Here is a 23,377-nt window from a genome sequence, read left to right on the forward strand (position 1 = left end):
CTTGCTAACCGTCGTACCGTTCGCCGGACTGCTAATGATCGGCGCGTGGTTAGGGTCAGGAGTGACTGTGCCTTTATTTACCACGACATAGATCGGGCGCTCGTTCACGTCGACCGTAACCTTGCCACCCGTTGCCGTCAGCGCGGATTCCACGCCGTCCGTGTCTCCTTCCGTCATCGTGACGAGCTTGACGCTCGTACCCGAATCGCTAAGCGTCAGCTCGTAATCCGCGACTTCGGTATCGTCGCTCGTCGGAGCCCACAAGACATAGACGTCTTTCGAATTCGAATCATTTCCGTACTTGTAAATTTTGACGTCGTCATTGCCGGAATCCAATTCGCTGGCATAACGCATGCCCGCCAGTTGGTTTTTGAGCGTGTAGACGTAATACCAGGAAATCTTCGGCGCCCAGTTCGTGTTCTTGCTACCCGTTAAGCCGCTGCTATCGAACCGCGTCGCGCTAGCCGCGTCCACGTCGCGCAGCATGTACATGGCTGCCTTGTCTACGCCTGCCGCCGATGCGGCCAGGTACGAGCGTACTAGCCATTCGCCCTGTACTTCTTCCGCCGACTTGCTTCCGATAATCGGAGCCTTCTGCGGGGATTGCTGGTTCGTGTCATAGCCGAACTCGGTAATCCACACTTCTTTGCCTGGCATGTATTGATCGCGATAATCGACGAACTTCTTCAACTTGCCTAGGAAGTTATCGGCTTCCGGACTAATGCCGGCCGTACCGGACTGCTGATCGGTGCCGTTGTTGCTGTAATGGTGAATGTTGATGACATCGAACGGCACGCTGCCGCCGCGGTTCCATTCCGACCAGAACTTCAACGCCCGCACGTATTCAAGCTGCGGATCTGCCAACCCGCTCATGACGAGCTTCGCGTTAGGATCGGCGTTCTTAACGCCGAACGTATTGCCCATGCGGCCTTGATCGCCGTCATAATCGGCACTCGTCATCGCCGCGTATTCATAGGGATTGAAGTACCCTTCCCTACCTTCCCACCACTTGTCATGTTCGTTCCAGTTCTCATAATATTGCAGCGTGCCAAGGCCAGACAACTCCTCTTGATCTTCTGCAAGCTTGAGCAAATTGTCCGCCACGGTCGTACTGCCGTATCTCGCGGCGAATTGGAACAAGTGGTCGCTATGCTCGGCGTAAGATGCCGGATCGGTCGCGCTCTCCCCCTCGGAGATCGGCTTGAAGTTCGCTTTGTTGGACAGCCAGCCGACGCTCTCCTTGATCGACGGCGCCACGGTAATTCCGGCATCGTGCAACATGTCGTAGTAAGCGTCGAAGTTCCAGCCGCCGCCTGCGTACGATGGATTGAATTTATTCGTATTGTTCGGGTAACCGGAATAGCCGGTTTGCAGCTGACCCCAGTTCCACAGGTCTCCCTCGTCCCAGTTCCAGTTATGGTATTCCCGAATGAATCCGGCGACGGCCATGCGCTCCATCGGATCGTCGATGAACGCATTGATTCCGATCAGCTCATCCATCTTCGGCCGGACATGCGCGACCGGTTGCGGCTTCGCTTCCGGCGTGCCGAGCGGCGTACCGTAGACGACGATCTCCGTCAGATCGGCGTTCGTCGCCCGCTTCACTTGCAAGTATCGCGTCGTCGCGTTCACCTGATGGCGATTCCATTGCTTCCAATTGACGAGAGTGTCGGTCGCCAGCGGCTGCCAATTGAACGGATCTCCAGCCGACAATGTCAACAGTCCGTTACCTCCGTTGCCGTCGTACACGTAGATATCGGTAATCTCCGTCTCCACGCCAAGATCGATGACCGCGGATGCCGGCAGGTAGATGTTGTTCGTGCCGAGATCCCACCGAACCGTCGAATCGTCCACGTTCAACTGTCCGCCCGTACCGTCTCTCGGGCTGCCCGCAGCCGCTTGCTGGTCGACGAGCTTCGTCGCGTCGCCGTGCGCGCCTTCGTTGACGATCATGTCCGCCGTCAGCTCTAGCTTGGAGCCGGCGTCATGCGTCAACGTTGTCGCGGACGCCACGTTGGATAATGCCGAAGCGTTGTCCGCTTCGTCCTTCGCGCCAACGGCGAAGTAATAAGCCGTCTCTGCCGCCAGGCCGTTCACCCATGCCGACATCGCCTGTCCGGCCGCCTTCGGAGAAGGCACGAACGAAGCCGCGGATGCCGCGGACCAGTTACCCGACGTGATCGGGGACGTACTGTAGCGAATCTCGTAAGAAGCTGCCGCTCCCGTCGCGCCGTCGTCGCCCGTCGCCGTCCATGTCAGCTTCGCGGCGTTGCCGGACAAGAATACCGCCGAGACGTTCGTTACGGCCGCCGGAGCGATAATGTCCACTGCCGCGGTCGTTAGCGTCATAACGTTCGAGAGCCCGGATACGTTGCCTACGCCGTCTGTCGTCTTCAAGGCGAAGTAATACGTCGTCTCTTCCGTCAACCCGCCGACGTTCATCGTCTGCTGGGAGCCTGCCGCCAGCGGCGCAGGTGCGCCTGCAACCAGTGTCGCCGCGGACCAGTTCCCTTCCGTGATCGGCGATGTGCCGTAGCGAATCTCGTAGGATGCGGCTGTTCCCGCCGTGCCGCTGTCGCCTGGCGCGATCCACCGCAAGGTCGCCGAATTCGAGCCGATAGCGGTCGCCGCCAAATTGGAAACGGCGGCCGGCGGAATCGCGTCCGCGATCGCCCCTCCGACTCTCGTACCGTAGAGCACGATCTCGGATAGATTCGCGTTGCTGCTGTTTTTCACGATACGGACGTATTGCGCCGTCGTCTTGATCGGATGCATGTTCCACCCGCCGTAATTCTTCATCTGGTCGACGGCGATCGGCTGCCCCCAGTTGCCCGGACTGCCCGTGTAGACGTACACGGCCCCCGTGACGCTAGCTGCCATATCGCTGCCGTCGAGCAAGCCCACATTCGTCAGGTCATAAAGAGAACCAAGGTCGATTACGGCTTCCGCCGGGTACGAAGACGTCGGGACGTTCGCGGCGATCACCGCGTTCGCGTCGCCCGTCTGCACGCCGATGCCGCGCAGAGGATCTCCCGCCTGCGCTTGCTGGTTGACGAGCTTGGATACGTCGTCGAAGCCGGACACGTTCGTCGCCATCGTATCCATGAGCAAGATCGGCTTCGCCACCGGCGTACCGTACATGACGATCTCCGGCATGTCGCCTCCGCCCGTCTTCTCGACGCGAATATGCTGCGTCGTGACGGACGTATTGTACTTGCTCCAGCTCTCGTAACCGTTAAGCCCGCTTGTGAACAATTGCGTCCACGCGATCGGGCTGCCGCTGCCGGCATAGACCTTCACGCCTCCGGACCCGAGATAGTCCCCGAGCCAGATGCTCGCCACATCGAACGGCTGCCCGAGATCGATGTAAGCGTTGCCGTTCCAGTCGTTCCAGCCGTGCAGCTGTCCCCAGTTGACCGAGACCGGAGAATGAAGCGGATCTCCTACAGCAGCTTGATCGTCGACGAGCTTGTACGCGTCGGTCGCTCCCGTCACCATCGAGATATTCAACCCGATCTTCGGAGGCAGCGGCGCTTCCGCCGGCGAGCCGTAGAGCACGAGCTCGGACATGATGGCCGCGAGCTGGCTCATCTCCACGCGCACGTATCTCGTCTTGACGCTGTCCAGACTTGCGCTTTTCCACGTATTGGAGTACGTATGCATCGCGTTGAATGCCGCGGTCCAGTTGCCCGGCGAGCCGGTATAGACGTTGAATGCCGCGTCGTAGTTGTCCCACGCGCCCCCATCGTTGAAGTCGTACAAGTAAACGTCGGTCAAGTAATACTCCCGACCGAGATCCAGATACGCGTATATCGGATATGTCGTATTCAGCGGGTTATGCGGATCTTCCCACGCGCCGAACCAGAACGTTCCCGGCGCGCCGCCGGCGCCGTTCTTCGGATCGCCGGCCGCGGTCTGCTCGTCTACGAGGCGCGTCGCGTTGCCGTAGCCCGTCTCGTTCTTCACCATCGCCGGCGACAAAGCGATCTTCGCCGAGATCGGCACGCCGTACACGACGATCTCCGATACTTGCGCATTGAAGTCGCTCATCTTGAACCGCAGGTAGCGGGTCTCGACATTGGTGACCGAATGCGCGATCCACGACCAATTGCCCGCGGTCAGCGGATCGGCGAACAGCTCCGTCTGCGACCAGTTGCCCGGGCTTCCCGCGTACGCGGCGAATTCGCCGCTTTTGTCTCTTTTTCTCAAATAGATATCCGTCACCGCATACGACTGGCCAAGGTCAATGTAAGCGTATGCAGGATAGTTCTGAGTAATATTGCTCTCGGACCATGCGCCGTACCAGAACGAGCTGTCCGCGCCCCCTCCGGTTCCGCCTCTTGGATCTCCGGCCACGCCCTGCTGATCCGCAAGCGCGGTCGGATCGCCGTATAGCGACTCGTTGACGACCATCATTCGCGACAACGGAATCTTAATCGACGCCGCCGGAGCGGGGTCGGCGTACGCCACGTTCGCAAGCTTGCCCGGCAAGCCGACGTTCAGCAATCCGACCGCAAGCGCGATGGCCAGCAATAGGCTTAATCGTCTCTTCATTCTATTCGAATCTCCCCTCGATAATAGGTTTCCCGTTCATTGTACGAGACCCGGCGGGGGATAAATATATCCCTCTCTGTTCATTGCTGACCCTTCCTTGTCTATTTTCCCGAAGTTCCTCCTGCCTGAGCGAAGGGGATATCGCCGCAAAGTCCCGACAACGCGACAAAGCCGCCCGTCCTCCCGAAGGAGTAACGGACGGCCACGATGCCACGCACGCTTCAGCTCGCTTAACGAGCTTCGATCTTCGATTTGCGGTAGATCAACGCGCCGATACCGAACGTGACGATCGTCCAAGCCGCGAGCACCGCGATGCCGAGCCAATACTCGGACGTCATGATACCGCTGCCGTACGCCATGCCGTCGCGCATGCCCTCGACGAAGTAAGTGAGCGGCAGCACCTCGCTGATCGTCTTGAGCCAGTCCGGGAATCCGCTCGTCGGGAAGAAAATGCCGCTCAGGAACATCATCAGGAAGCTTGCGATGTTGGCGTAGCCCATATAGGCTTCCATCGTCTTGCTGAACGAGGAGAATAAGTAGCCCAACGCGTTGAACGTGACCGCCCCGACGAAGAACGCCACGATCAGCGTCGCCGGGTCGATGTGCAGGTTAACCCCGAACAAGCCCGCTCCGATCGCCGTCAGAATCAAGATTTGAATGACGCCGAGTATGAACCGCACGAGCATGCCGGACAAGCCTATCAGACCCATTTTCACCGGCGTCATCTTCAACCGTTTCAACAGCCCTTTGCGGCGCATCTCCACCATGCCGACCATGCCGAACAATCCGCCTTGAGCGATCGCAAGCGCGATCTGGCCCGTCATGAGGAAGTCCGCGTACTTCAGGTCTTCGCTGCCGCCGGACACGGTTCTGACATCCATATTGTAGGTCGGTCTCACGCCCGCTTCGTTCCAGTTCACCTGCTCGACGAATTGGCCGACGATGCCGGACACCGCTTGCGATGTCGCGTTCAGCTCGCTTTCCTTGTTGAAGATCAGCCGCAGCGTCTTCGCGTCCTCCGTCTCCGGAAGCACGATGACAGCGTCGACGTCCTTGTCCTTGATCCACTTGTCCGCTTGAGCCATATCGACCGGCTGCTCGGATTTCCACTCGAACACCGGCACGTTGCGCAGCTCCGACTCCAACTTGTCCGAAGTCGCGTTCGCGTGCGTCTCGACGACCGCGATCTTCGCCTTGAAATCGCTGCTGTTGCTACCGAAGATCAGCATGAAGATGACCATTAGAATGACCGGGAAGAAAATATTCCAAAACCATACCTGCTTCTCGCGGAACATGAGCTTCATATCCGCGCCGAACAGCTTGCCGAATTGCTTGAAGCTACTCATCCTAGTCCCTCCATTCCTTGCCCGTGAAGGCAATGAACACGTCTTCGAGGCTCAGCTCGCGAATCGATACTTGCTCGACCCGGAAGCCCCGTTCCTTCGTGAAGCCGAACAGGCCGTACAGAGACTCTTCCGGCTGCACCGACCATAGCTGCAGGAACGCGCCGTCGCGGGCCGTCTTCGTGACGCCCGGAAGCTGCGCGGCCAAGCTCTCCGCCTCGGCAGCCGCCGATTCCCCGTCCAGGAACGACACTCTGACCTCGCGCTCCTTCGTCAGCCGGTCGATCAGCGCGGCCGGCGTATCGAGCGTGACGATTCGGCCTTGGTCGACGATGCAGACGCGGTCGCTGAGCTTCTCCGCCTCTTCCATATAGTGCGTCGTGAGAATCGTCGTCTTCCCGATCGCCTTCAACTGCAGCACGATGTCCCAGATATTGCGGCGCGCTTGCGGGTCCAAGCCCGTCGTCGGTTCGTCGAGGAAAATAATGTCCGGATCGCTGATCATCGCCAGACCGATCGCGAGCCGCTGCCGCTGTCCGCCCGAGAGAGACTTGACGTACTTGCCGCGGTGGTCGGTCAGATTGATCATCTCGAGCACTTCGGCAATGCTCTTGGCGCGAGGATAGAAGGAAGCGAACAGATCCAGGTTCTCCTCGACCGTCAATAAGTCGAACATCGCGCTCGACTGCGGCTGCACGCCGATCTTGTATTTAATCTCGTCTTCGTTCTTCGCCCAAGTCAGGCCGTCCACCGTAATCGTGCCCGCGTCCGGCTGTACCAGCCCTTCGATCATCTCCAACGTCGTCGTCTTCCCCGCTCCGTTCGGACCGATGATCGTGAACACTTCGCCCGCTTCGACGGAGAAGCTGATCTCCGCTACGGCCGTTACCGGACCGAACGTCTTGCGCAAGCCTTGCACTTCCAATACGGGCATGAATGAACGCTCCTTCATTTTCCATTTATCCAATCCCAAGCCTAATTGTACCTTATCGTGTCAAGGGCGTTCGACGGTCCGGGGAACGTATCCCGCCTCGGTCTCGAGACCGAGGGAAGCCGGCCGATGCCCGCGCATGCGAACAAGCCGCCCCGCGCGTTGCCCGCGCCTGACGGCTTGCCGTAGGAGTTCCTTATTCTCTCGCGAAATACGTATTCTGGCGAATGCGTTCCTTCAACAGACGCTCCTGCTCGAACGCGTAGTCGATGTCGTCCTGGATCTTCGTCGAACAGGCAAGGCACAGCGTGCCTTTGCGAATCGGCGCCCGACACCTGTCGCAGCAATCCGATAGCTTCGGATAATCGTACAGCTTCAGCTTGCCGGCCCGGATCAAGGTGCGGAGCTTGTCTTCGGGGACGTCCGCCGCCTCCGACAGCTGTTCGTTCGTCATGTGCCGGTTGCGCAGCAGCTGCACTTCGAGCTTCCGGAGCGTCGTATCCTCCTCGTTCATGCAGTCGTTGCATAAGTTGCGCATGTTCATTTGGAAGATCTTCCCGCATTTCGGACAATGGGCTACACGGAGCTCGTTCTTCATCATCAGACCCCATTTTCATCGTTCTTATGATCTAATACTATCACAAGCCTATCGAAAATGGGTATATTTACTTACGACGTTCGACTAATTTCGCTAGCTTCGGAACCAGGATGCGAACGCCCGTATTCCGTCCTCGAAGCGCCACTTGGGATCGTAGCCTAGAAGCCGCTTCGCCTTGGAGACGTCGGCGTTCGTCCGGTTCACGTCGCCGGGCTGCATCGGCAACCGGTTCAACGTCGCCTTCATGCCCAGCGCTTCCTCGATCGCCCCGATCATCCGGTCCAGACGGATCGTATTCGATTCGCCCAAGTTGAACACCTCGTATTTGCCTTGCCCGTCCAGCGTCCACGCGATCGACTTCGTCACCCCGTCGATGATGTCCTCGATATACGTATAATCGCGCTCCGTCGAACCGTCGCCGTAATAGGGCAGCGGCTTGCGTTCGGAGATCAGCTTCGCGAACTTGTGGATGGCCAGATCGGGTCGTTGCCGCGGTCCGAAAACGGTGAAGAACCGCAAGCACGCCATGTTAATTCCGTATAAATGATGATACGTATGGCAGAGCAGCTCGCCCGCCTTCTTCGTCGCCGCGTACGGAGAGATCGGATAATCGACCGCGTCGTCCTCCGCGAAGGGCACTTTCTCGTTGTTGCCGTAGACCGACGAGGAAGAGGCGAAGACGAAGCTGCGGACGCCGTGCAGTCGGCACTTCTCGAGCAGATTGACCGTGCCGTTCACGTTGACGTCCGCATACAACGCGGGATGCTCGATCGAAGGACGGACGCCCGCGTAGGCTGCCAGATGGACGATCGCGTCGATGCGGGACCGTTCGAATACGCCGTTCAAGAACGCGACGTCCCGAATATCTCCCTCGTGCACCTCGTATTGCTCTTCCGCTATGCCGCGATCCGCCATCCAACGGCGCGTATCGCCGACGTTCCGGCGCTTGATCTCGGGATCGTAGTAATCGTTGAAGCTATCGACGTTCAGTATGCGGTCCCCTTGACTCAGCAACGCCTCGCACAGATGGGAGCCGATGAAGCCGGCCCCTCCGGTTACCACGATCGTCTTCAAGCCTGTACCACCCTCTCCGTCTTCCTGCTTCTGCCGATCGATTCGTAGCGGATGCCCGCATCCCTCGCATCGGCCGTCGCATAGCAATTCCGTCCGTCGAACACGATCGGCGTTCTCATGAGGCGCGCGTACGCGCCCAGATCGAGAGACTTCACTTCGCGCCACTCCGTGAAAATAAAACAAGCGTCCGCGTCGGCGATCGCTTCCTCGATCGTCCGGCAGTAGGCAAGCTCGTCGTCGTATAATTTCCGCAAATTATCCAACCCGACGGGGTCCCAGACGCGCAGCTTCGCCCCGTCCTCGAGCAAGTACGGGATGTTCGCGATCGACGGCGCTTCGCGCAAGTCGTCGGTATCCGGCTTGAACGTCACGCCGAGAATGGCGATCGTCAGCCCTTCGAACGAATCGAAGTGCTTCCTGGCCTTCTTCAGCAGGCGTATCTTCTGTCCTTCGTTCACTTCAATCGCGGCTTTAATCGTCTTCAGCTCGTAATCGTTATAATTCGCCAACCAATGCAGCGCCTTCGTGTCCTTGGGGAAGCAAGAACCGCCGTACCCGATGCCCGCGTTCAGGAACCGGTCGCCGATCCGCTTGTCCATGCCCATCCCTCTGGCGACGTCTTCCACGTTGGCGCCGATAATCTCGCACAAGTTCGCGATTTCGTTGATGTAGGAGATTTTGAGAGCGAGATAATCGTTCGCCGCGTACTTGATCATCTCCGCGCTCTTGCGGTCGGTGAGCACGTACGGAATACCGAAGGGATCGTACAGCCGCTTCATGACGCCGACGCTCGTCTCGTCCTCGGCGCCGATGACGATTCGGGTCGCGTTCAGCGTATCCTTGATCGCCGTCCCTTGGGACAGGAATTCCGGGTTGGACACGACGCGGAGCCGCACGTGCTTCCGCTTGCTTCGCAGCCGCTCCTCCAGCATATGCGACAGCTTATCGTTCGTCCCGACCGGCACCGTCGACTTAACGGCGACGACGCAATCTCGCTCGGCTGCGTCGGCGATTTGCCGAACGACTTCGTGAACGTAGGCGAGGTTCGCCGAACCGTCCTTCTTCTCCGGCGTGCCTACGCAGACGAGGACGAGGTCCGCATGCCGGTAAGCCTCGTTGCCGTTCGTCGTATACGCGAGGCCGTCGCGATTACGAGCCATCATCTCTTCCAATCCCGATTCGTAGATGGAGCATTTGCCGTCCCGAAGCTGATTCATCTTGTCTTCATCGACGTCCACGCACGTGACCGTATGCCCTTGTTCGGCCAGACATACCGCGGTTACCAATCCGACGTACCCGACTCCTGCTACGACGACGTTCAGAGGACCACATCCTTTTCCGCGACTGGGATTGATGCCGACTCTCGGTGTCTCGATAGTAAGCACTTCTTCAACGGGCGTCCGATCTCCTGCCGAACCCCGTAAGACAAGCATATGTGCGCCATGTTAACGGAATGTGAACGAGGACGAAAAAAAACCGACCCCTGGGGTCGGTTCGTTACGCTCGCTATGCTCTCGTGCCGAACAGCTTCGTGAACTTGTGCAACAGATTCGGCTCTTTCGCCAGAGCCGGGTTCGGCGCGAACGGTTCATTCGCGAGCAGGGACGCGGCGTTGTTCCGGTAATATTCGCTCCACTCGGGACCGAGTCTGTCGGAAATCTCCCGGTAGGCTTGCGTCAGGCTGAACGCCCTGCGCTCCACGTGGTGCGCGTCGGATGAGACGAGATGAATCAAGCCCGATCGGCAGAGAGACCAAGCGGATTTCTCGATCCGTTCGCCGAATTCGCCGAGCAGCGAATGCGTCGTCACCTGCGCCGAAGCGCCGAGCTGAACGAGCTCCGCGAGCAACCGATGGTTCTCCCGAATGACGCGGTTGCGCTCGGGGTGCGCGATGACGGGCCGGAGACCTTTCCCCGCCAGGTTCGAGACAAGCTCCTTCATCTCCTTGGGGAACTCGTGCCCCGGCATCTCGATGAGCAAGTAAGAGGTGCCGGCCAGCGTCAGCAGCTCTCCTCTGTCCCGCGCCGCGATCAGATCGTCGTGCACCCGGATCTCCTGACCCGGGTGAAGCGTAACGGGTATTCCTTCCGTCTGCAGCCGGCTCTGGAAATTCCACACCGCCGTCTGGACGTCCGATGCCGGGTTCCGGTAATTGCCGTTCACGTGATGCGGCGTGGCGATAATGTCCGTGATGCCTTCCTTCGCGGCGGCGCGCGCCATGGCGAGAGCGGTCGTCATGCTGTCCGCCCCATCATCTAATCCAGGCAAAATATGCGTATGAATATCGATCATGCTCGCTCATCCTCTCCGCCGTCTCCTCTATTATCCAAATAATAGCACAATGTTGCATCTTGTACTATCATGACGAAAGTCGTCAATATGTAGTGTCGAAGGCGTCGAATATAGGAGAAGAGCCCTACCTTGGGTCAGGTAGGGCTCTTCGATATGGTAAAGGCGTCCGATTACTTCCCGAACGTCTGAGGGCTCTCTCTCCACGATTGGAGCAGCGCCACTTGATCGTCCGAGATCGTGCCTTGCTTGCGCGCTTCCTCGACGAGTGCGCTATAGTTGGACAGCGTGCGCAGCGGGATGCCCGCTTCCGCGAACGCTTGCTCCGCCTGCGCGAATTGGTAGGTGAAGATCGCCAGCACGCCGAGCGCCTCCGCTCCCGCTTCCTTCACCGCGAGCGCGGCTTTCAGCGAGCTGCCGCCGGTCGAGATCAAGTCCTCGATGACGACGACCTTCTTCCCTGCATCGATGCGGCCTTCGATCAGGTTCTGCTTGCCGTGGCCTTTCGCCTTGTCGCGAATGTAAGCCATCGGCAGGTTCAGCTTCTGCGCCACGAACGCGGCATGCGGAATGCCGGCGGTCGCCGTGCCCGCGATGATCTCCGCGTCCGGGTAGTGCGCGCGGATCAGCGTCGCGAACCCTTCCGCGATACGGTCGCGGATAGCCGGATAACCCATCGTCAGACGATTATCGCAGTAGATCGGCGAGATGATGCCGGACGTCCACGTGAACGGCTCGTTCGGTCGAAGCGCGACGGCGCCGATCTCCAGCAGGTTGCTTGCGATGACGGACGGCAGTTGCTCCAGGGTTGGTTGCCCCGTTCCAGGTTGGCTCATGATTGGGTCATCTCCTCGAGAATGTGATTGAGTGCTTGCAGCGGTTCCGGCGCGCCTGTAATCGGACGGCCGATGACGAGATAGTCGGTGCCCATGGCGACCGCGTCGTAAGGAGTCGTGATGCGCGTCTGGTCTCCCGCGTCCGCGCCGCGCGGCCGGATGCCCGGCGTGACGGTGACGAACGTGTCGCCGCATGCGCGCTTGATCGCTTCGACCTCGAGCGGAGACGCGACGACGCCTTGAAGGCCCGCTTGCTTCGCCAGCCGCGCGTAGCGGACGACCGCGTCTTCGACGGAGCCGGCGATGCCGATCTCGTCGTTAAGCGTCGCTTGGCTCGTGCTTGTCAGTTGCGTGACGGCGATGACGATTGGAGCCTTCGCGGCGTCGCCGGCCTCGACCGCGTCGCGTACGCCTTCGGCCGCGGCTTGCATCATCGCGGCGCCGCCGGCGCCGTGCACGTTGAACAGGTCGACGCCGAGTCGCGTTATGCTGCGCGCGCCGCCCCGCACCGTGTTCGGAATGTCGTGCATCTTCAGGTCGAGGAACACGTTGAAGCCTCGCGTCTTCAGCTCGCGCACGACCGAAGGCCCGGCGGCGAAGAACAGCTCCATGCCGACCTTCATCCAGCAGCCCGCGCCTTCCAGCTGCGCGGCGAGCTTGAGCGCCGCGGCTTCGTCCGGCTTGTCCAGCGCGACCATCACTTTCGCGGCCGCTTGTTGCTTCGTAAGTGCCATCTCGTTCGCCTCCGTCTCTATCTCATGTCATATAGAAGCCCGGAGCTTCCCGCGCTCGAGTTCGGCGGGAAGACCGGGCAACCTATCGTATTAAGCTTGGAACGCCGGCATCGGTTCGCTCGAGAAGCGGAGCGCCTGCAGCATGTGCAGCAGCGCGCTGACCGTGTCGAGCGAAGTGAGGCAGACGACGCCGTTCTCGACCGCTTCGCGGCGGATGCGGAAGCCGTCGCGCTCCGGCGTTTTGCCTTTGGTGAGCGTGTTGACGACGAATTGCGCTTGACCCGTGCGGATCAGGTCGAGAATGTTCGGCGAGCCTTCGGACAGCTTGTTCACGCGGCGGACTTTGAGTCCGGCCGCTTCGATCGCGTCGGCGGTGCCGCCGGTCGCGAGCAGCTTGTAGCCGAGCGCGTAGAAGCCTTTCAAGATCTCGATCGCTTCTTCTTTGTCCTTGTCCGATACCGTCGCGAGAATGGCGCCGGATTGCGGAATCTTCATGCCGGAGCCGATAAGGCCCTTGTACAATGCTTTCGCATAGTGGCGATCGCGGCCCATGACTTCGCCCGTCGACTTCATCTCCGGCGTCAGCGTAGGGTCGACGCGGCGCAGCTTCGCGAAGGAGAATACCGGCACTTTGACGGAGACGAATTCGTCTTCCGGCCACAGGCCGTCTTGGTAGCCGAGGTCCGTCAGCTTCTTGCCGAGAATCGCTTGCGTCGCAAGGTTCGCCATCGGAATGCGCGTGACCTTGGACAGGAACGGCACCGTACGCGACGAGCGCGGGTTAACCTCGATGACGTACACTTTCTCCTGCCAGACGACGAACTGGATGTTCACGAGACCGATCGTCTTCAGTTCCTTGGCGATCTTGATCGTGATGTCGATCGCTTGTTGCTTCACGTCCTCGGACAGCGATTGCGGCGGATACACCGCGATCGAATCGCCGGAGTGGACGCCCGCGCGCTCGACGTGCTCCATGATACCCGGGATGACGACCGTCTCGCCGTCGCAGATGGCGTCGACCTCGATCTCCTTGCCGAGCATGTAACGGTCGATCAGAACCGGATGCTCCGGATTGATCTTCACCGCGATTTGCATGTAGGAGAGCAGCTCTTCGTCGGAGTAGACGATCTCCATCGCGCGTCCGCCGAGGACGTACGAAGGACGAACGAGCACCGGATAACCGAGCGTTTGCGCCGCGACGACCGCTTCGTCGACGGACGTTACCGTCGTGCCCTTCGGCTGCGGAATGTCCAGCTTGCGAAGGAGCGCTTCGAATTTCTTGCGGTCTTCCGCTTCGTCGATGCTGTCGAGCGACGTGCCCAGGATGCGGACGCCTGCTTTGGACAGCGGAGCGGCAAGGTTGATCGCCGTCTGGCCGCCGAATTGCACGATGACGCCGATCGGCTTCTCTTGCTCGACGACGTTCATGACGTCTTCGAAGAAGAGCGGTTCGAAGTAGAGGCGGTCGGACGTCGAGAAGTCGGTCGATACCGTCTCCGGGTTGTTATTGATGATGACGGCTTCGTAGCCTGCGTTGCGGATCGCCCATACGGCATGCACGGTCGAGTAGTCGAACTCGATGCCTTGTCCGATCCGGATCGGGCCGGAGCCGAGCACGATGATCTTCTCTTTGGTGCTCGGGAGAACTTCGTTCTCCGTCTCGTACGTCGAATAGTAGTACGGCGTCGTCGCTTCGAATTCCGCGGCGCACGTGTCGACCATTTTGTATACCGGCGCCAAGCCTTGCGCCTTACGGTGCGCGCGTACGTCCGCCTCGAGCGTCAACGCGCCGTTCGGATGGCCTTCGCGGCGCAGCTCGGCGATCGCGCGGTCGGTGAAGCCGTTGCGTTTCGCGAGGTACAGCGTTTCCTTCGTCAATCCCGGTTCGCGGCGAATGACGTCCTCGATCTGCACGATGCGCTCGATCTTGTCGAGGAACCACCAGTCGATGTTGGACAGATCTTGGATCTGCTGCAGCGCCCAGCCGCGGCGGAACGCTTCGGCGACGAGGAAGATGCGCTCGTCGTCCGCTTTGATGAGGCGCGCCTTGAGCGTCTCGTCGTCGATCTCGTTCGCGCCCTTGAGGAAGATGCGGTGAACGCCGATTTCCAGCGAGCGAACGGCTTTCTGGATCGACTCCTCGAACGTGCGGCCGATCGCCATGACTTCGCCGGTCGCTTTCATCTGCGTGCCGAGCTTGCGGTTCGCGGACGTGAACTTATCGAACGGCCAGCGCGGGATCTTCGTTACGATGTAGTCCAGCGTCGGCTCGAAGCATGCGTAGGTTTGTCCCGTTACCGGGTTGACGATCTCGTCGAGCGTGTAGCCGACGGCGATCTTGGCGGCCATCTTCGCGATCGGGTAGCCGGTCGCTTTGGACGCGAGCGCCGAAGAGCGGCTGACGCGCGGGTTCACTTCGATGACGTAGTATTGATAGCTCTGAGGGTCGAGCGCGAACTGTACGTTACAGCCGCCTTCGATGTTCAGCGCGCGGATGATCTTGAGCGACGCGGAGCGCAGCATTTGGTATTCGCGGTCGGACAGTGTCTGGCTCGGCGCCACGACGATGGAATCGCCCGTATGAACGCCGACCGGGTCGAAGTTCTCCATGTTGCAGACGACGATGCAGTTATCGTTCGCGTCGCGCATGACTTCGTACTCGACTTCCTTCATGCCGGCGATCGATTTCTCGATCAAGCATTGACCGATCGGGCTGTAGCGGATGCCGCTGTCGACGATCTCGCGCAGCTCTTCCTCGTTAGCGCAGATGCCGCCGCCGGTACCGCCCAGCGTGTATGCGGGGCGAACGATAACCGGGTAGCCGATCGTCGCCGCGAAGTCGACGGCCGCTTGCACGGTCGTGACGATGTCGGATTCCGGCACCGGTTGATCGAGCTCGCGCATGAGGGCGCGGAACAGGTCGCGGTCTTCCGCTTTTTCGATCGCAGTCAACTGCGTGCCGAGCAGCTTGACGCCTTCCTTCTCCAGGACGCCGGCTTTCGCCAGCTCGACCGCCATGTTAAGGCCGGTTTGACCTCCGAGCGTCGGCAGCAAGCCGTCCGGACGCTCTTGGCGAATGATTTGGGAGACGAACTCCAGGTTGATCGGTTCGATATATACTTTGTCGGCGATGTTCGTGTCGGTCATGATCGTCGCCGGGTTGCTGTTGATCAGGACGACCTCGAAGCCTTCCTCTTTCAGCGCTTGGCAAGCTTGCGTTCCGGCATAGTCGAATTCCGCCGCTTGTCCGATGACGATGGGACCGGAGCCGATGACGAGCAGTTTTTTGAGCGAATTATTTTTGGGCATACTGCAGCTCTCCTCTCAGCGTCTCCGACAGTTCCGCTTGGCGGGAACGTGCAGGATTGTCGCGCTTGTGCGCGCGGATCATCTCGATGAATCGGTCGAACAGATAGCCGTTGTCATAAGGACCCGGCGCCGCTTCCGGATGGTACTGAACGGAGAACGCGGGGTACTTCTTATGCTTCAAGCCTTCGATCGTCTTGTCGTTGTTGTTGATGTGCGTCACTTCGAGCTCGGTGCCGATGAGCGACTCTTCGATAACCGTATAGCCGTGGTTTTGGGACGTGATGAAGCAACGGCCGGATTCCAGTTCCTTGACCGGGTGGTTGCCGCCGCGGTGGCCGAACTTCAGCTTGCCCGTATCCGCGCCGCTCGCCAAGGCGAACAGCTGGTGGCCGAGGCAGATGCCGAACAGCGGATATTCGCCGATGAGCTGGCGAACGGTCTCGACCGCGTGAGGCACGTCCTTCGGGTCCCCTGGGCCGTTGGACAGTTGGATGCCGTCCGGCTTCAGCTTGCGAATGTCTTCGGCCGTCGCGTCTTGCGGCACGACGACGACGTCGCAGCCGCGCTTCGTCAGCTCGCGCAGGATGCCGCTCTTCGCGCCGTAGTCGATCAGAACGATGCGCTCTTGGTCGCCGGGGCTCGAGAAGACGCTCTTCGTCGACGTGCGCGCCACTTGGTCGCGCAGCAGCGGCGTCGTGCCGAGGCGCTCTTGCAGCTCCTCGACGCGCTCGTTGCCCGTCGTCAGGATGCCTTTCATCGTGCCGTGCTGGCGAAGAATCCGCGTCAGCATGCGCGTATCGATGTCGCTGATGCCGACGATGCCGTATTCCTTCAGCAGATGGCTCAGCGTGTATTGCGCGCGCCAGTTGCTAGGCACGTCCTCGTGGCGTCTGACCACGAAGCCGTGAATGTATGGACGAATGCTCTCGAAGTCGTCTCGGTTAATGCCGTAGTTGCCGATCAGCGGGAACGTCATCGTGACGATCTGGCCGCAATAGGACGGATCGGAGAGTACTTCCTGATAGCCCGTAATTCCCGTGTTGAACACCACTTCTCCGACGGAACCGCCTTCCGCGCCGAACCCGCGGCCCGTGAACAGCGTACCGTCTTCCAACAACAATCTTGCTTGCATCCCAATCACTCCTTAGCCGGGTTTATCGAACGATGCCTTGCTCTTCAGTCCAGACCACTTTGCCGTTAACCATCGTAAGTACGGGCCAGCCGTACAGCTTCCATCCCGTGAACGGGGTGTTGCGGCCCTTCGTCAGGAACTTCGCGGGATCGACTTCCCGCTCGTTCTCGAGATCGATAAGAATGAGATCGGCCGGCGCGCCGGCATCCATCGTCCCGTAAGGGAGGCGGAAGATGCGGGCCGGATCGCTCGTCATGCGGCGGAGCAGGAACTCGAGGCTCCAGCGTCCCGAGCGGACGAACTTCGTGTACAGCAGCGGGAACGCGGTCTCGAAGCCGACGATGCCGAACGGCGCTCTCGCCATGCCCCGCGCTTTTTCTTCTTCGCTATGAGGCGCGTGGTCGGTGACGATAATATCGATCGTGCCGTCCTCGATGCCTTGAATGCACGCCTCGACGTCTTTCGGCGTTCGGAGCGGCGGGTTCATCTTCCAATTCGCGTCCATGTTGTCCGGAATGTCCTCGTCGCACAGCAGCAAGTGGTGCGGACATACTTCGGAAGTCACGTTGACGCCGACCGACTTGCCGAGGCGAAGCAGCCTGACCGATTGCTCGGTGCTGACGTGGCAGACGTGGTAGTGCACGCCCGTCGCTTCCGAGAGCAGAATGTCGCGGCCGACGTGGATCGCTTCCGACTCGTTCGGGATACCCTTGAGGCCGTGCTTGCGGGCGAAGTTGCCTTCCGACACCGCCGCGCCCTCGACGAGCGAGTCGTCTTCGCAGTGCGCGATGATCGGCATGTCGAGCGACTTCGCGATCGCCATGGCGTTCTTCATCATCTGCGCGTTCTGCACGCCGACGCCGTCGTCCGTGAACCCGATCGCGCCCGCTTCCTTCAGCGCCGGGAAGTCCGTCAGCTCGCGGCCGAGCTCGTTCTTCGTGATCGCCGCGTATGGGAGCACCCGCACGACGCCTTCGGTCTTCGCCTTCTCGAGAACGAAGTTGATCGTCTCCGGAGTATCCATGATCGGCCTTGTGTTCGGCATCGGGGCGATCGTCGTGAAGCCGCCCTTCGCCGCGGATTCCGTGCCGCTCGCGATCGTTTCTTTGTATTCGAAGCCGGGCTCCCTAAGGTGCACGTGCATATCGATGAACCCCGGCGAGATCAGCTTGCCGGAAGCGTCGATCACCGAAGCGCCTTCCGTGTTCGGCGCGCTGGCGCCGTCCAGCCATTCCGCGATCGCGCCGTTCTCCACGCGCACGTGCTTCTTGACCAGCTCGCCCGTCGATTCCAGCGTAAGTGCGTTCATAATCCATGTCGTTGCCATAGCCGGTGTGCCTCCTCTTCTGCATATCCTGGTACGGTAATGTTTGCGATCTTGTTAGCGTTGCATCTCTGCTTCGCGAGGATGCAGGATGGTGACGCAGTCGTCTTCGTCGATCTCGAGCAACGAGACTTCGATCTGCTCGTGCCGCGACGTCGGGACGTTCTTCCCGACGTAGTCGGGGCGTATCGGCAGCTCGCGATGTCCCCGGTCCACGAGCACGGCCAGCTGAATCGATTGCGGCCTGCCTTGATCCATCAAGGCGTCCATCGCGGCCCGAATCGTTCTTCCGGTGTAGAGCACGTCGTCGAACAGAATGATACGCTTATCTTTCACCAAAACGGCCAGCTCTCTATCAGGCAATCTGTCGCGCCCGTCCCCGGCTCCCGGCCGATCGTCGCGATACCTCGTAATATCCAGCTCGCCGACGGCCACGGATTGCTCCTCGATCTCCCGGACCCGCTCCGCGACCCGCCTTGCCAAATATACCCCTCTCGTGCGGATGCCGATGAACACGCAATCTGCGATGCCTTTGTTCTTCTCGACGATCTCGTGCGCGATCCGGGTCAGCGCCCTTCTGATCGCGGACTCATCCATAATGACGCGGGAGTCTTGCATGTGGAACGCTCCTTCCGTCGAAGTTGGCACAATCACGCAAAAATCCTCCTTGCGTCAGACGCAAGGAGGATTCAGGACAGAAGTCGGACGTACGGCTTGTGCGCGCGACGCATGGCTGCCCCCTCAGGGCAGGACATGGGCCGGCGTGCGTTCCGCGAAGAACGCGCCGATGCGGCGGACTTGCTATGCTGCGTCACCTTGACAGCCTCACGGGACTGAATTAAAGGTACCAGTTCATTATCAAGCATTATCCCATGTTCGACATGAACTGTCAAGGTGATTGCAGGGGGTCTATAGGCTCAACTTCGTAATGCGGTCCACGGCTTTCTCCGTATTCTCGCGGCTTCCGAAAGCCGTCAAGCGGAAGTAGCCTTGGCCGCTCTGGCCGAAGCCGACGCCCGGCGTGCCGACGATGTTCCCTTCGGAGAGAAGTTTGTCGAAGAATGCCCACGAGTCAAGCCCGTTCGGCGTCTTCAGCCAGATATAAGGCGCGTTCACGCCTCCGTATACCGTCAGGCCGAGCGATTTCAGGCCGTCGCGGATGATCGCCGCGTTCGACATGTAGTAGTCGACGAGCGTTGCGATTTGCTCCTTGCCTTCGGCCGAATAGATCGCTTCCGCGCCGCGTTGGGTCACGTAAGAGACGCCGTTGAACTTCGTCGTGTGCCGGCGGTTCCACAAGTCGGCGACGGTTACTTCGTTGCCGTAATCGTCTTTGGCCTTCACGTTGCGAGGCACGATCGTATACGCGCAGCGCACGCCGGTGAAGCCGGCCGTCTTGGAGAAGCTGCGGAACTCGATGGCCACGTCTTTGGCGCCTTCGATTTCGTAGATGCTATGCGGAACGTCCGCTTCTTGGATGTATGCTTCGTAAGCCGAGTCGAACAAGATGATCGCGTCGTTCGCCTTCGCGTAGTCGACCCACACTTTAAGCTCGTCCTTCGTCAGCGTCATGCCGGTCGGATTGTTCGGGTAGCACAGGTAGATCAAGTCGACTTTGCGGTCCGGCAAGCTCGGTTTGAAGTTGTTCTCCGCGTTGCACGGCAAGTAGACGATGTTCTCGTAACGGTTCGTCTCCCTGCTGAACGCGCCGGAGCGTCCCGCCATGACGTTCGTGTCGACGTACACCGGATAGACCGGGTCCTGCACGGCGATGACGGCATCCTGGCTGAAAATCTCCTGGATGTTGCCGACGTCGCACTTCGAGCCGTCGCTAACGAATACTTCGTTGCTCGCCAGATCGACGCCGAGCTTCTTGTAGTCGTTCTCGATGATCGCGTTGATGAGGAAGTCGTAGCCTTGCTCCGGGCCGTAGCCGCGGAACGCGCCGACCGTAGCCAGCTCGTCGACGGCGGCGTGCATCGCCTTCGTGACCGCGTCCGGCAATGCGCGGGTAACGTCGCCGATGCCCAGGCTGATGATTTGCGCGTTCGGATTGTCCTGGATGAACTTCGTGCGTCGCTTCGCGATTTCCGAGAACAGATAACTGCCTTGCAGATTCAAAAAGTTTTGGTTGATTTTAGCCAAATCAAAAACCGCCTTCCGGATTGTTCGTTCGCGGGACTTCGTCTCGATCGTCCCGATTCGCTTTATGTACAGTCTATCGCACATTGCGAACCGTGCATCATGCACCGATCGGTCAAAAGTTTGCATTATTGCGAAACAAACAAAACTTGGCGGTTTTCGATTCGTTGCGGGATTATCGGGTTCTCAAGATATTCAGCGCATGCTCCATATCATCCGGAATCGGAGTGGAGAACTCCATCCATTCGCCGGTTCGCGGATGCTCGAAGCCGAGCACGCCCGCATGCAGCGCTTGCCCGCTCATGCCGAGCGTGCGCCCGCTCTTGCCTCCGTATACCGGATCGCCGACGAGCGGGTGGCCGATATACTTCATATGTACGCGAATCTGATGCGTTCTGCCCGTCTCGAGCTTCAAGTCGAGCAACGTATAATCGCCGAACCGTTCCGACACGGCGAAGTGCGTGATCGCGTGCTTGCTGTTCTTCTCGGTGACGACGTACAGCTTGCGGTCTTGATTCGCGCGGCCGATCGGCGCGTCGATCGTGCCCTTGTCGTGCTCCATCTGCCCGTATACGATCGCGTAATACCGGCGATTGACCGTATGCGCCTTCAGTTGCGCCGCGAGCGAGCCGTGCGCGAGGTCGTTCTTCGCGACCATAAGCAAGCCGGACGTATCCTTGTCGATGCGGTGCACGATGCCCGGGCGCATGACGCCGTTAATGCCGGACAAGTCTTTGCAATGGTAGAGCAGCGCGTTCACGAGCGTGCCGTTCGGATGGCCCGCGGCGGGGTGTACGACCATGCCCCGGACTTTGTTGACGACGATGACGTCTCCGTCTTCGTATACGACGTCCAACGGGATATTTTCCGGATAAGCCTCGAGCGGCTCGGGTCCGGGAATCGTCACCGCAATGTCGTCTCCGTCCGCTACTTTCGCGTTCGGCTTCGACTGCTGCCCGTTAACCGACACGGCTCCGGTTCGGATCCAATCTTGAATTTGCGAACGCGAAGCTTGCCTGTCCGACAGCCTCTCGGTCAAGTGCTTGTCGAGCCTCTCTCCGGCGGCTGCCGCATCGACGACCCAAGCGACCCGGTTGTCCGAGTCTTCCGCGTCCGTATCTTGTTCCCAGGCGTTAAGCGGTAGGTTGTCCGCTGCGATCCCTGGCGTGTTCTCCGTTGTCATGGGGTTCATTCTCCTGTTTCGGGGTAAGCAACGCGTCCAAGATGACGAGTCCGACGCCGACCACGATGCCGCAATCCGCTACGTTGAAGAGCGGGAACGTATACGAGCCGAAGTTGAACTGCAAAAAATCGACGACCTCGCCGTATAGCGAGCGATCCAAGAAATTGCCGACAGCGCCGCCCAGTATCAAGCCGAGGGCGAAGGGCAGCAAGCCTCTTCCGTTGCGGTAAATGCGATTGAGATACCATACGATCAAACTGATGACGATTATGGTAATCAGAACGAACAGCCAGCGTTGATTTTGCAAAATGCCGAAAGCCGCGCCGCGATTGCGGATATGCGCGATCTGGAAGAAGTCCCCGATCACGTTGATTCGTTCCGTGTCCACTTCGATGTTGCGATCGATAATCTTTTTCGTTACGTAATCGAGCGCGAATACGATGACCGCGATCAAGTAGTACGCCCATAATGGCCAACGACGACGTTGCATGATGTTCGCTCCTCTTCGTTTCTCCTGCGTGCCCATTTTATCACATTGCTTTCCACTCGTAAAACGAACGCCCCCGGGAAAACTACATTCCGTGCAGAGTACGAAAGGAGTGGACGGCTTGACGATGCAGTTGGACCAAGGACGCCTGGAGCGTCTGAAACGCAGGCTGCTGCAGGAGAAAAGCGAGCTTGAAGCGCGCGTGAGCGGTAACGGCCATTTCGGACTGACTTCGTCGTATCGGGACTCGACGGGCGAGTTGTCGGGTATCGACAATCATCCCGCCGACGCCGGAACGGAGATGTTCGAGAGAAGCAAGGACATCGCCCTGTTGGAGAAGGAAGCGCTGCGGCTCGAACGCGTCGACGCGGCGCTCGCCCGGATGGACTCTGGAGAGTACGGCCATTGCGCCGCCTGCGGCAAGTTCATCCCGTACGAGCGGCTTGAAGCGCTGCCGACGGCCATCTACTGCATCGAACACGAGCCGCGCCAAGAGAACGTCGAGCGCCGCCCGGCCGAGGAGCTGTTCCTGTCGCCGCCGTTCGGCCGCACCAGCTTAGACGAGCGCGAAGGACAGAACGGGTTCGACGGCGAGGACGCGTGGCAGATCGTCGAGTCGTGGGGCAGCTCGAACAGTCCGGCGATGGCGGAAGGCCGCGATATCGACGATTACGAGTCGATGGCGATCGAAGCGGACGAGAACGACGGGTTCGTCGAGCCGCTGGAGAGTTTCCTCGCGACGGACATTACCGGTCATCACGTCAGCGTCGTTCGCAACCGCGCGTACCGTCAGTACATGGCTTCGAACGAAGGCGATCATTTGCTGGAACCCGACGAGTACGCGGACGATAGATAAATTTCGCAGGGGCGAAGATGGGACGCGGGGTTGTTACCGCTTCTCGTCTTCGCCTCTTTTGGCCGATATCCCCTTCGCTCAGTCGACTCCTTTGGGCCGATATCCCCGTCGCTCAGGCACATCGTTTAACGCGGATCGATCTCAAGCTGCCGCTGGACGACCCGCACGATATCGGCGATGTAATCCCCGACGATCGGAAGGTTGAGCGCGCCGATCCATTGCAGCACATAGACGATTACCGCCGCGAAGAACGAGAAGCCGATCGCGTAACCGACCCCGCGCGCCATCCCGGACAGCAAGTTTTTGAAAATAAGCGTCCACGGTTTCTGCATCAGGTTGACGTATTCCTTCAGTTGCGACTTCTCCATGTTGGCCGCGAGCTGGTCGATGCGTTCCGATAAGAAGTTCAGCGTTCCCCTGAGCGCGTTCGCCTCTTCCGCCAATTTATCCGTTCCCTCCGGCGCTTTGATTCCGGCCGGATGCGATACTTTCACCTTGATCTGATCGATTCTCTGGTCTTTGCGATCCCCGTTGCTCATCCGTATCCCCTCCCCGGAATCCCGATATCCCCGAGCGCCTGAGCGA

At 59.7% G+C, this 23,377-nt stretch carries 18 protein-coding genes; 1 reads left to right on the plus strand and 17 read right to left on the minus strand.

What is annotated here, in order from left to right:
* The 16 genes from ACFQZG_RS10770 to lspA form a co-directional block, all read right to left on the minus strand.
* A partial coding sequence (locus ACFQZG_RS10770) for a discoidin domain-containing protein (RefSeq protein ID WP_378152228.1) occupies nt 1–4,554 on the minus strand: 4,554 nt, incomplete at its 3' end.
* A gap of 230 nt (nt 4,555–4,784) precedes the next feature.
* A complete protein-coding gene (locus ACFQZG_RS10775; RefSeq protein ID WP_378152230.1) occupies nt 4,785–5,900 on the minus strand; it encodes an ABC transporter permease in 1,116 nt (371 codons plus the stop codon).
* 1 nt (nt 5,901) lies between these two features.
* Nucleotides 5,902–6,831 (minus strand): ABC transporter ATP-binding protein, encoded by a 930-nt coding sequence (locus ACFQZG_RS10780; RefSeq protein WP_378152232.1) that lies wholly within the window; start codon nt 6,829–6,831, stop codon nt 5,902–5,904.
* 193 nt (nt 6,832–7,024) lie between these two features.
* On the minus strand, nt 7,025–7,372 hold the full coding sequence (locus ACFQZG_RS10785; protein ID WP_378152234.1) for a hypothetical protein: 348 nt from the start codon (nt 7,370–7,372) through the stop codon (nt 7,025–7,027).
* Nucleotides 7,373–7,519: 147 nt separating this feature from the next.
* Nucleotides 7,520–8,500, minus strand: a complete 981-nt coding sequence (locus ACFQZG_RS10790) for a GDP-mannose 4,6-dehydratase (RefSeq protein WP_378152236.1) — start codon at nt 8,498–8,500, stop codon at nt 7,520–7,522.
* Nucleotides 8,497–9,822, minus strand: a complete 1,326-nt coding sequence (locus ACFQZG_RS10795) for a UDP-glucose dehydrogenase family protein (RefSeq protein WP_378152566.1) — start codon at nt 9,820–9,822, stop codon at nt 8,497–8,499. The genes ACFQZG_RS10790 and ACFQZG_RS10795 overlap by 4 nt, the downstream gene beginning before the upstream one ends.
* 184 nt (nt 9,823–10,006) lie before the next feature.
* Nucleotides 10,007–10,792: a tyrosine-protein phosphatase gene (locus tag ACFQZG_RS10800; protein ID WP_378152238.1), complete on the minus strand. Its 786-nt coding sequence runs from the start codon at nt 10,790–10,792 to the stop codon at nt 10,007–10,009.
* A 170-nt stretch (nt 10,793–10,962) separates the two neighbouring features.
* Nucleotides 10,963–11,625 carry an orotate phosphoribosyltransferase gene (pyrE, locus tag ACFQZG_RS10805; RefSeq protein WP_378152240.1) on the minus strand — a complete coding sequence of 221 codons (663 nt, stop codon included), beginning with the start codon at nt 11,623–11,625 and terminating at the stop codon, nt 10,963–10,965.
* Nucleotides 11,622–12,359 (minus strand): orotidine-5'-phosphate decarboxylase, encoded by a 738-nt coding sequence (pyrF, locus tag ACFQZG_RS10810; RefSeq protein WP_378152242.1) that lies wholly within the window; start codon nt 12,357–12,359, stop codon nt 11,622–11,624. Before pyrF ends, pyrE begins: the two co-directional genes overlap by 4 nt.
* A 90-nt stretch (nt 12,360–12,449) precedes the next feature.
* Entirely contained in the window at nt 12,450–15,668 is a 3,219-nt protein-coding gene (gene carB / locus ACFQZG_RS10815; RefSeq protein WP_378152244.1) for a carbamoyl-phosphate synthase large subunit, read from the minus strand.
* Nucleotides 15,655–16,800: a glutamine-hydrolyzing carbamoyl-phosphate synthase small subunit gene (gene carA / locus ACFQZG_RS10820; protein ID WP_378152246.1), complete on the minus strand. Its 1,146-nt coding sequence runs from the start codon at nt 16,798–16,800 to the stop codon at nt 15,655–15,657. The genes carB and carA overlap by 14 nt, the downstream gene beginning before the upstream one ends.
* Before the next feature lie 22 nt (nt 16,801–16,822).
* A complete protein-coding gene (locus ACFQZG_RS10825) occupies nt 16,823–18,127 on the minus strand; it encodes a dihydroorotase (RefSeq protein ID WP_378152248.1) in 1,305 nt (434 codons plus the stop codon).
* A 54-nt stretch (nt 18,128–18,181) separates the two neighbouring features.
* Complete coding sequence (gene pyrR / locus ACFQZG_RS10830) at nt 18,182–18,742, minus strand: bifunctional pyr operon transcriptional regulator/uracil phosphoribosyltransferase PyrR (RefSeq protein ID WP_378152568.1); 561 nt, start codon at nt 18,740–18,742, stop codon at nt 18,182–18,184.
* A 291-nt stretch (nt 18,743–19,033) separates the two neighbouring features.
* Nucleotides 19,034–20,269, minus strand: coding sequence for an LL-diaminopimelate aminotransferase (locus tag ACFQZG_RS10835; RefSeq protein ID WP_378152250.1), 1,236 nt, complete (start codon nt 20,267–20,269; stop codon nt 19,034–19,036).
* A gap of 172 nt (nt 20,270–20,441) precedes the next feature.
* Nucleotides 20,442–21,449, minus strand: a complete 1,008-nt coding sequence (locus ACFQZG_RS10840; RefSeq protein WP_378152252.1) for an RluA family pseudouridine synthase — start codon at nt 21,447–21,449, stop codon at nt 20,442–20,444.
* Nucleotides 21,400–21,939 carry a signal peptidase II gene (gene lspA / locus ACFQZG_RS10845; RefSeq protein ID WP_378152254.1) on the minus strand — a complete coding sequence of 180 codons (540 nt, stop codon included), beginning with the start codon at nt 21,937–21,939 and terminating at the stop codon, nt 21,400–21,402. Before lspA ends, ACFQZG_RS10840 begins: the two co-directional genes overlap by 50 nt.
* A 124-nt stretch (nt 21,940–22,063) precedes the next feature.
* On the opposite strand from lspA, the gene ACFQZG_RS10850 reads away from it, so the two are divergent.
* Nucleotides 22,064–22,792: a TraR/DksA C4-type zinc finger protein gene (locus ACFQZG_RS10850; RefSeq protein ID WP_378152569.1), complete on the plus strand. Its 729-nt coding sequence runs from the start codon at nt 22,064–22,066 to the stop codon at nt 22,790–22,792.
* 125 nt (nt 22,793–22,917) lie between these two features.
* Here ACFQZG_RS10850 and ACFQZG_RS10855 read toward each other — a convergent pair whose 3' ends face one another.
* The gene (locus ACFQZG_RS10855; RefSeq protein WP_378152256.1) at nt 22,918–23,331 is read right to left on the minus strand and encodes a DUF5665 domain-containing protein; all 414 of its coding nucleotides are present in this window, start codon (nt 23,329–23,331) and stop codon (nt 22,918–22,920) included.
* Between the last annotated feature and the right edge of the window lie 46 nt (nt 23,332–23,377).

The organism is Cohnella sp. GCM10027633, assembly GCF_042675445.1.
Classification (GTDB): Bacteria; Bacillota; Bacilli; order Paenibacillales; family Paenibacillaceae; genus Cohnella.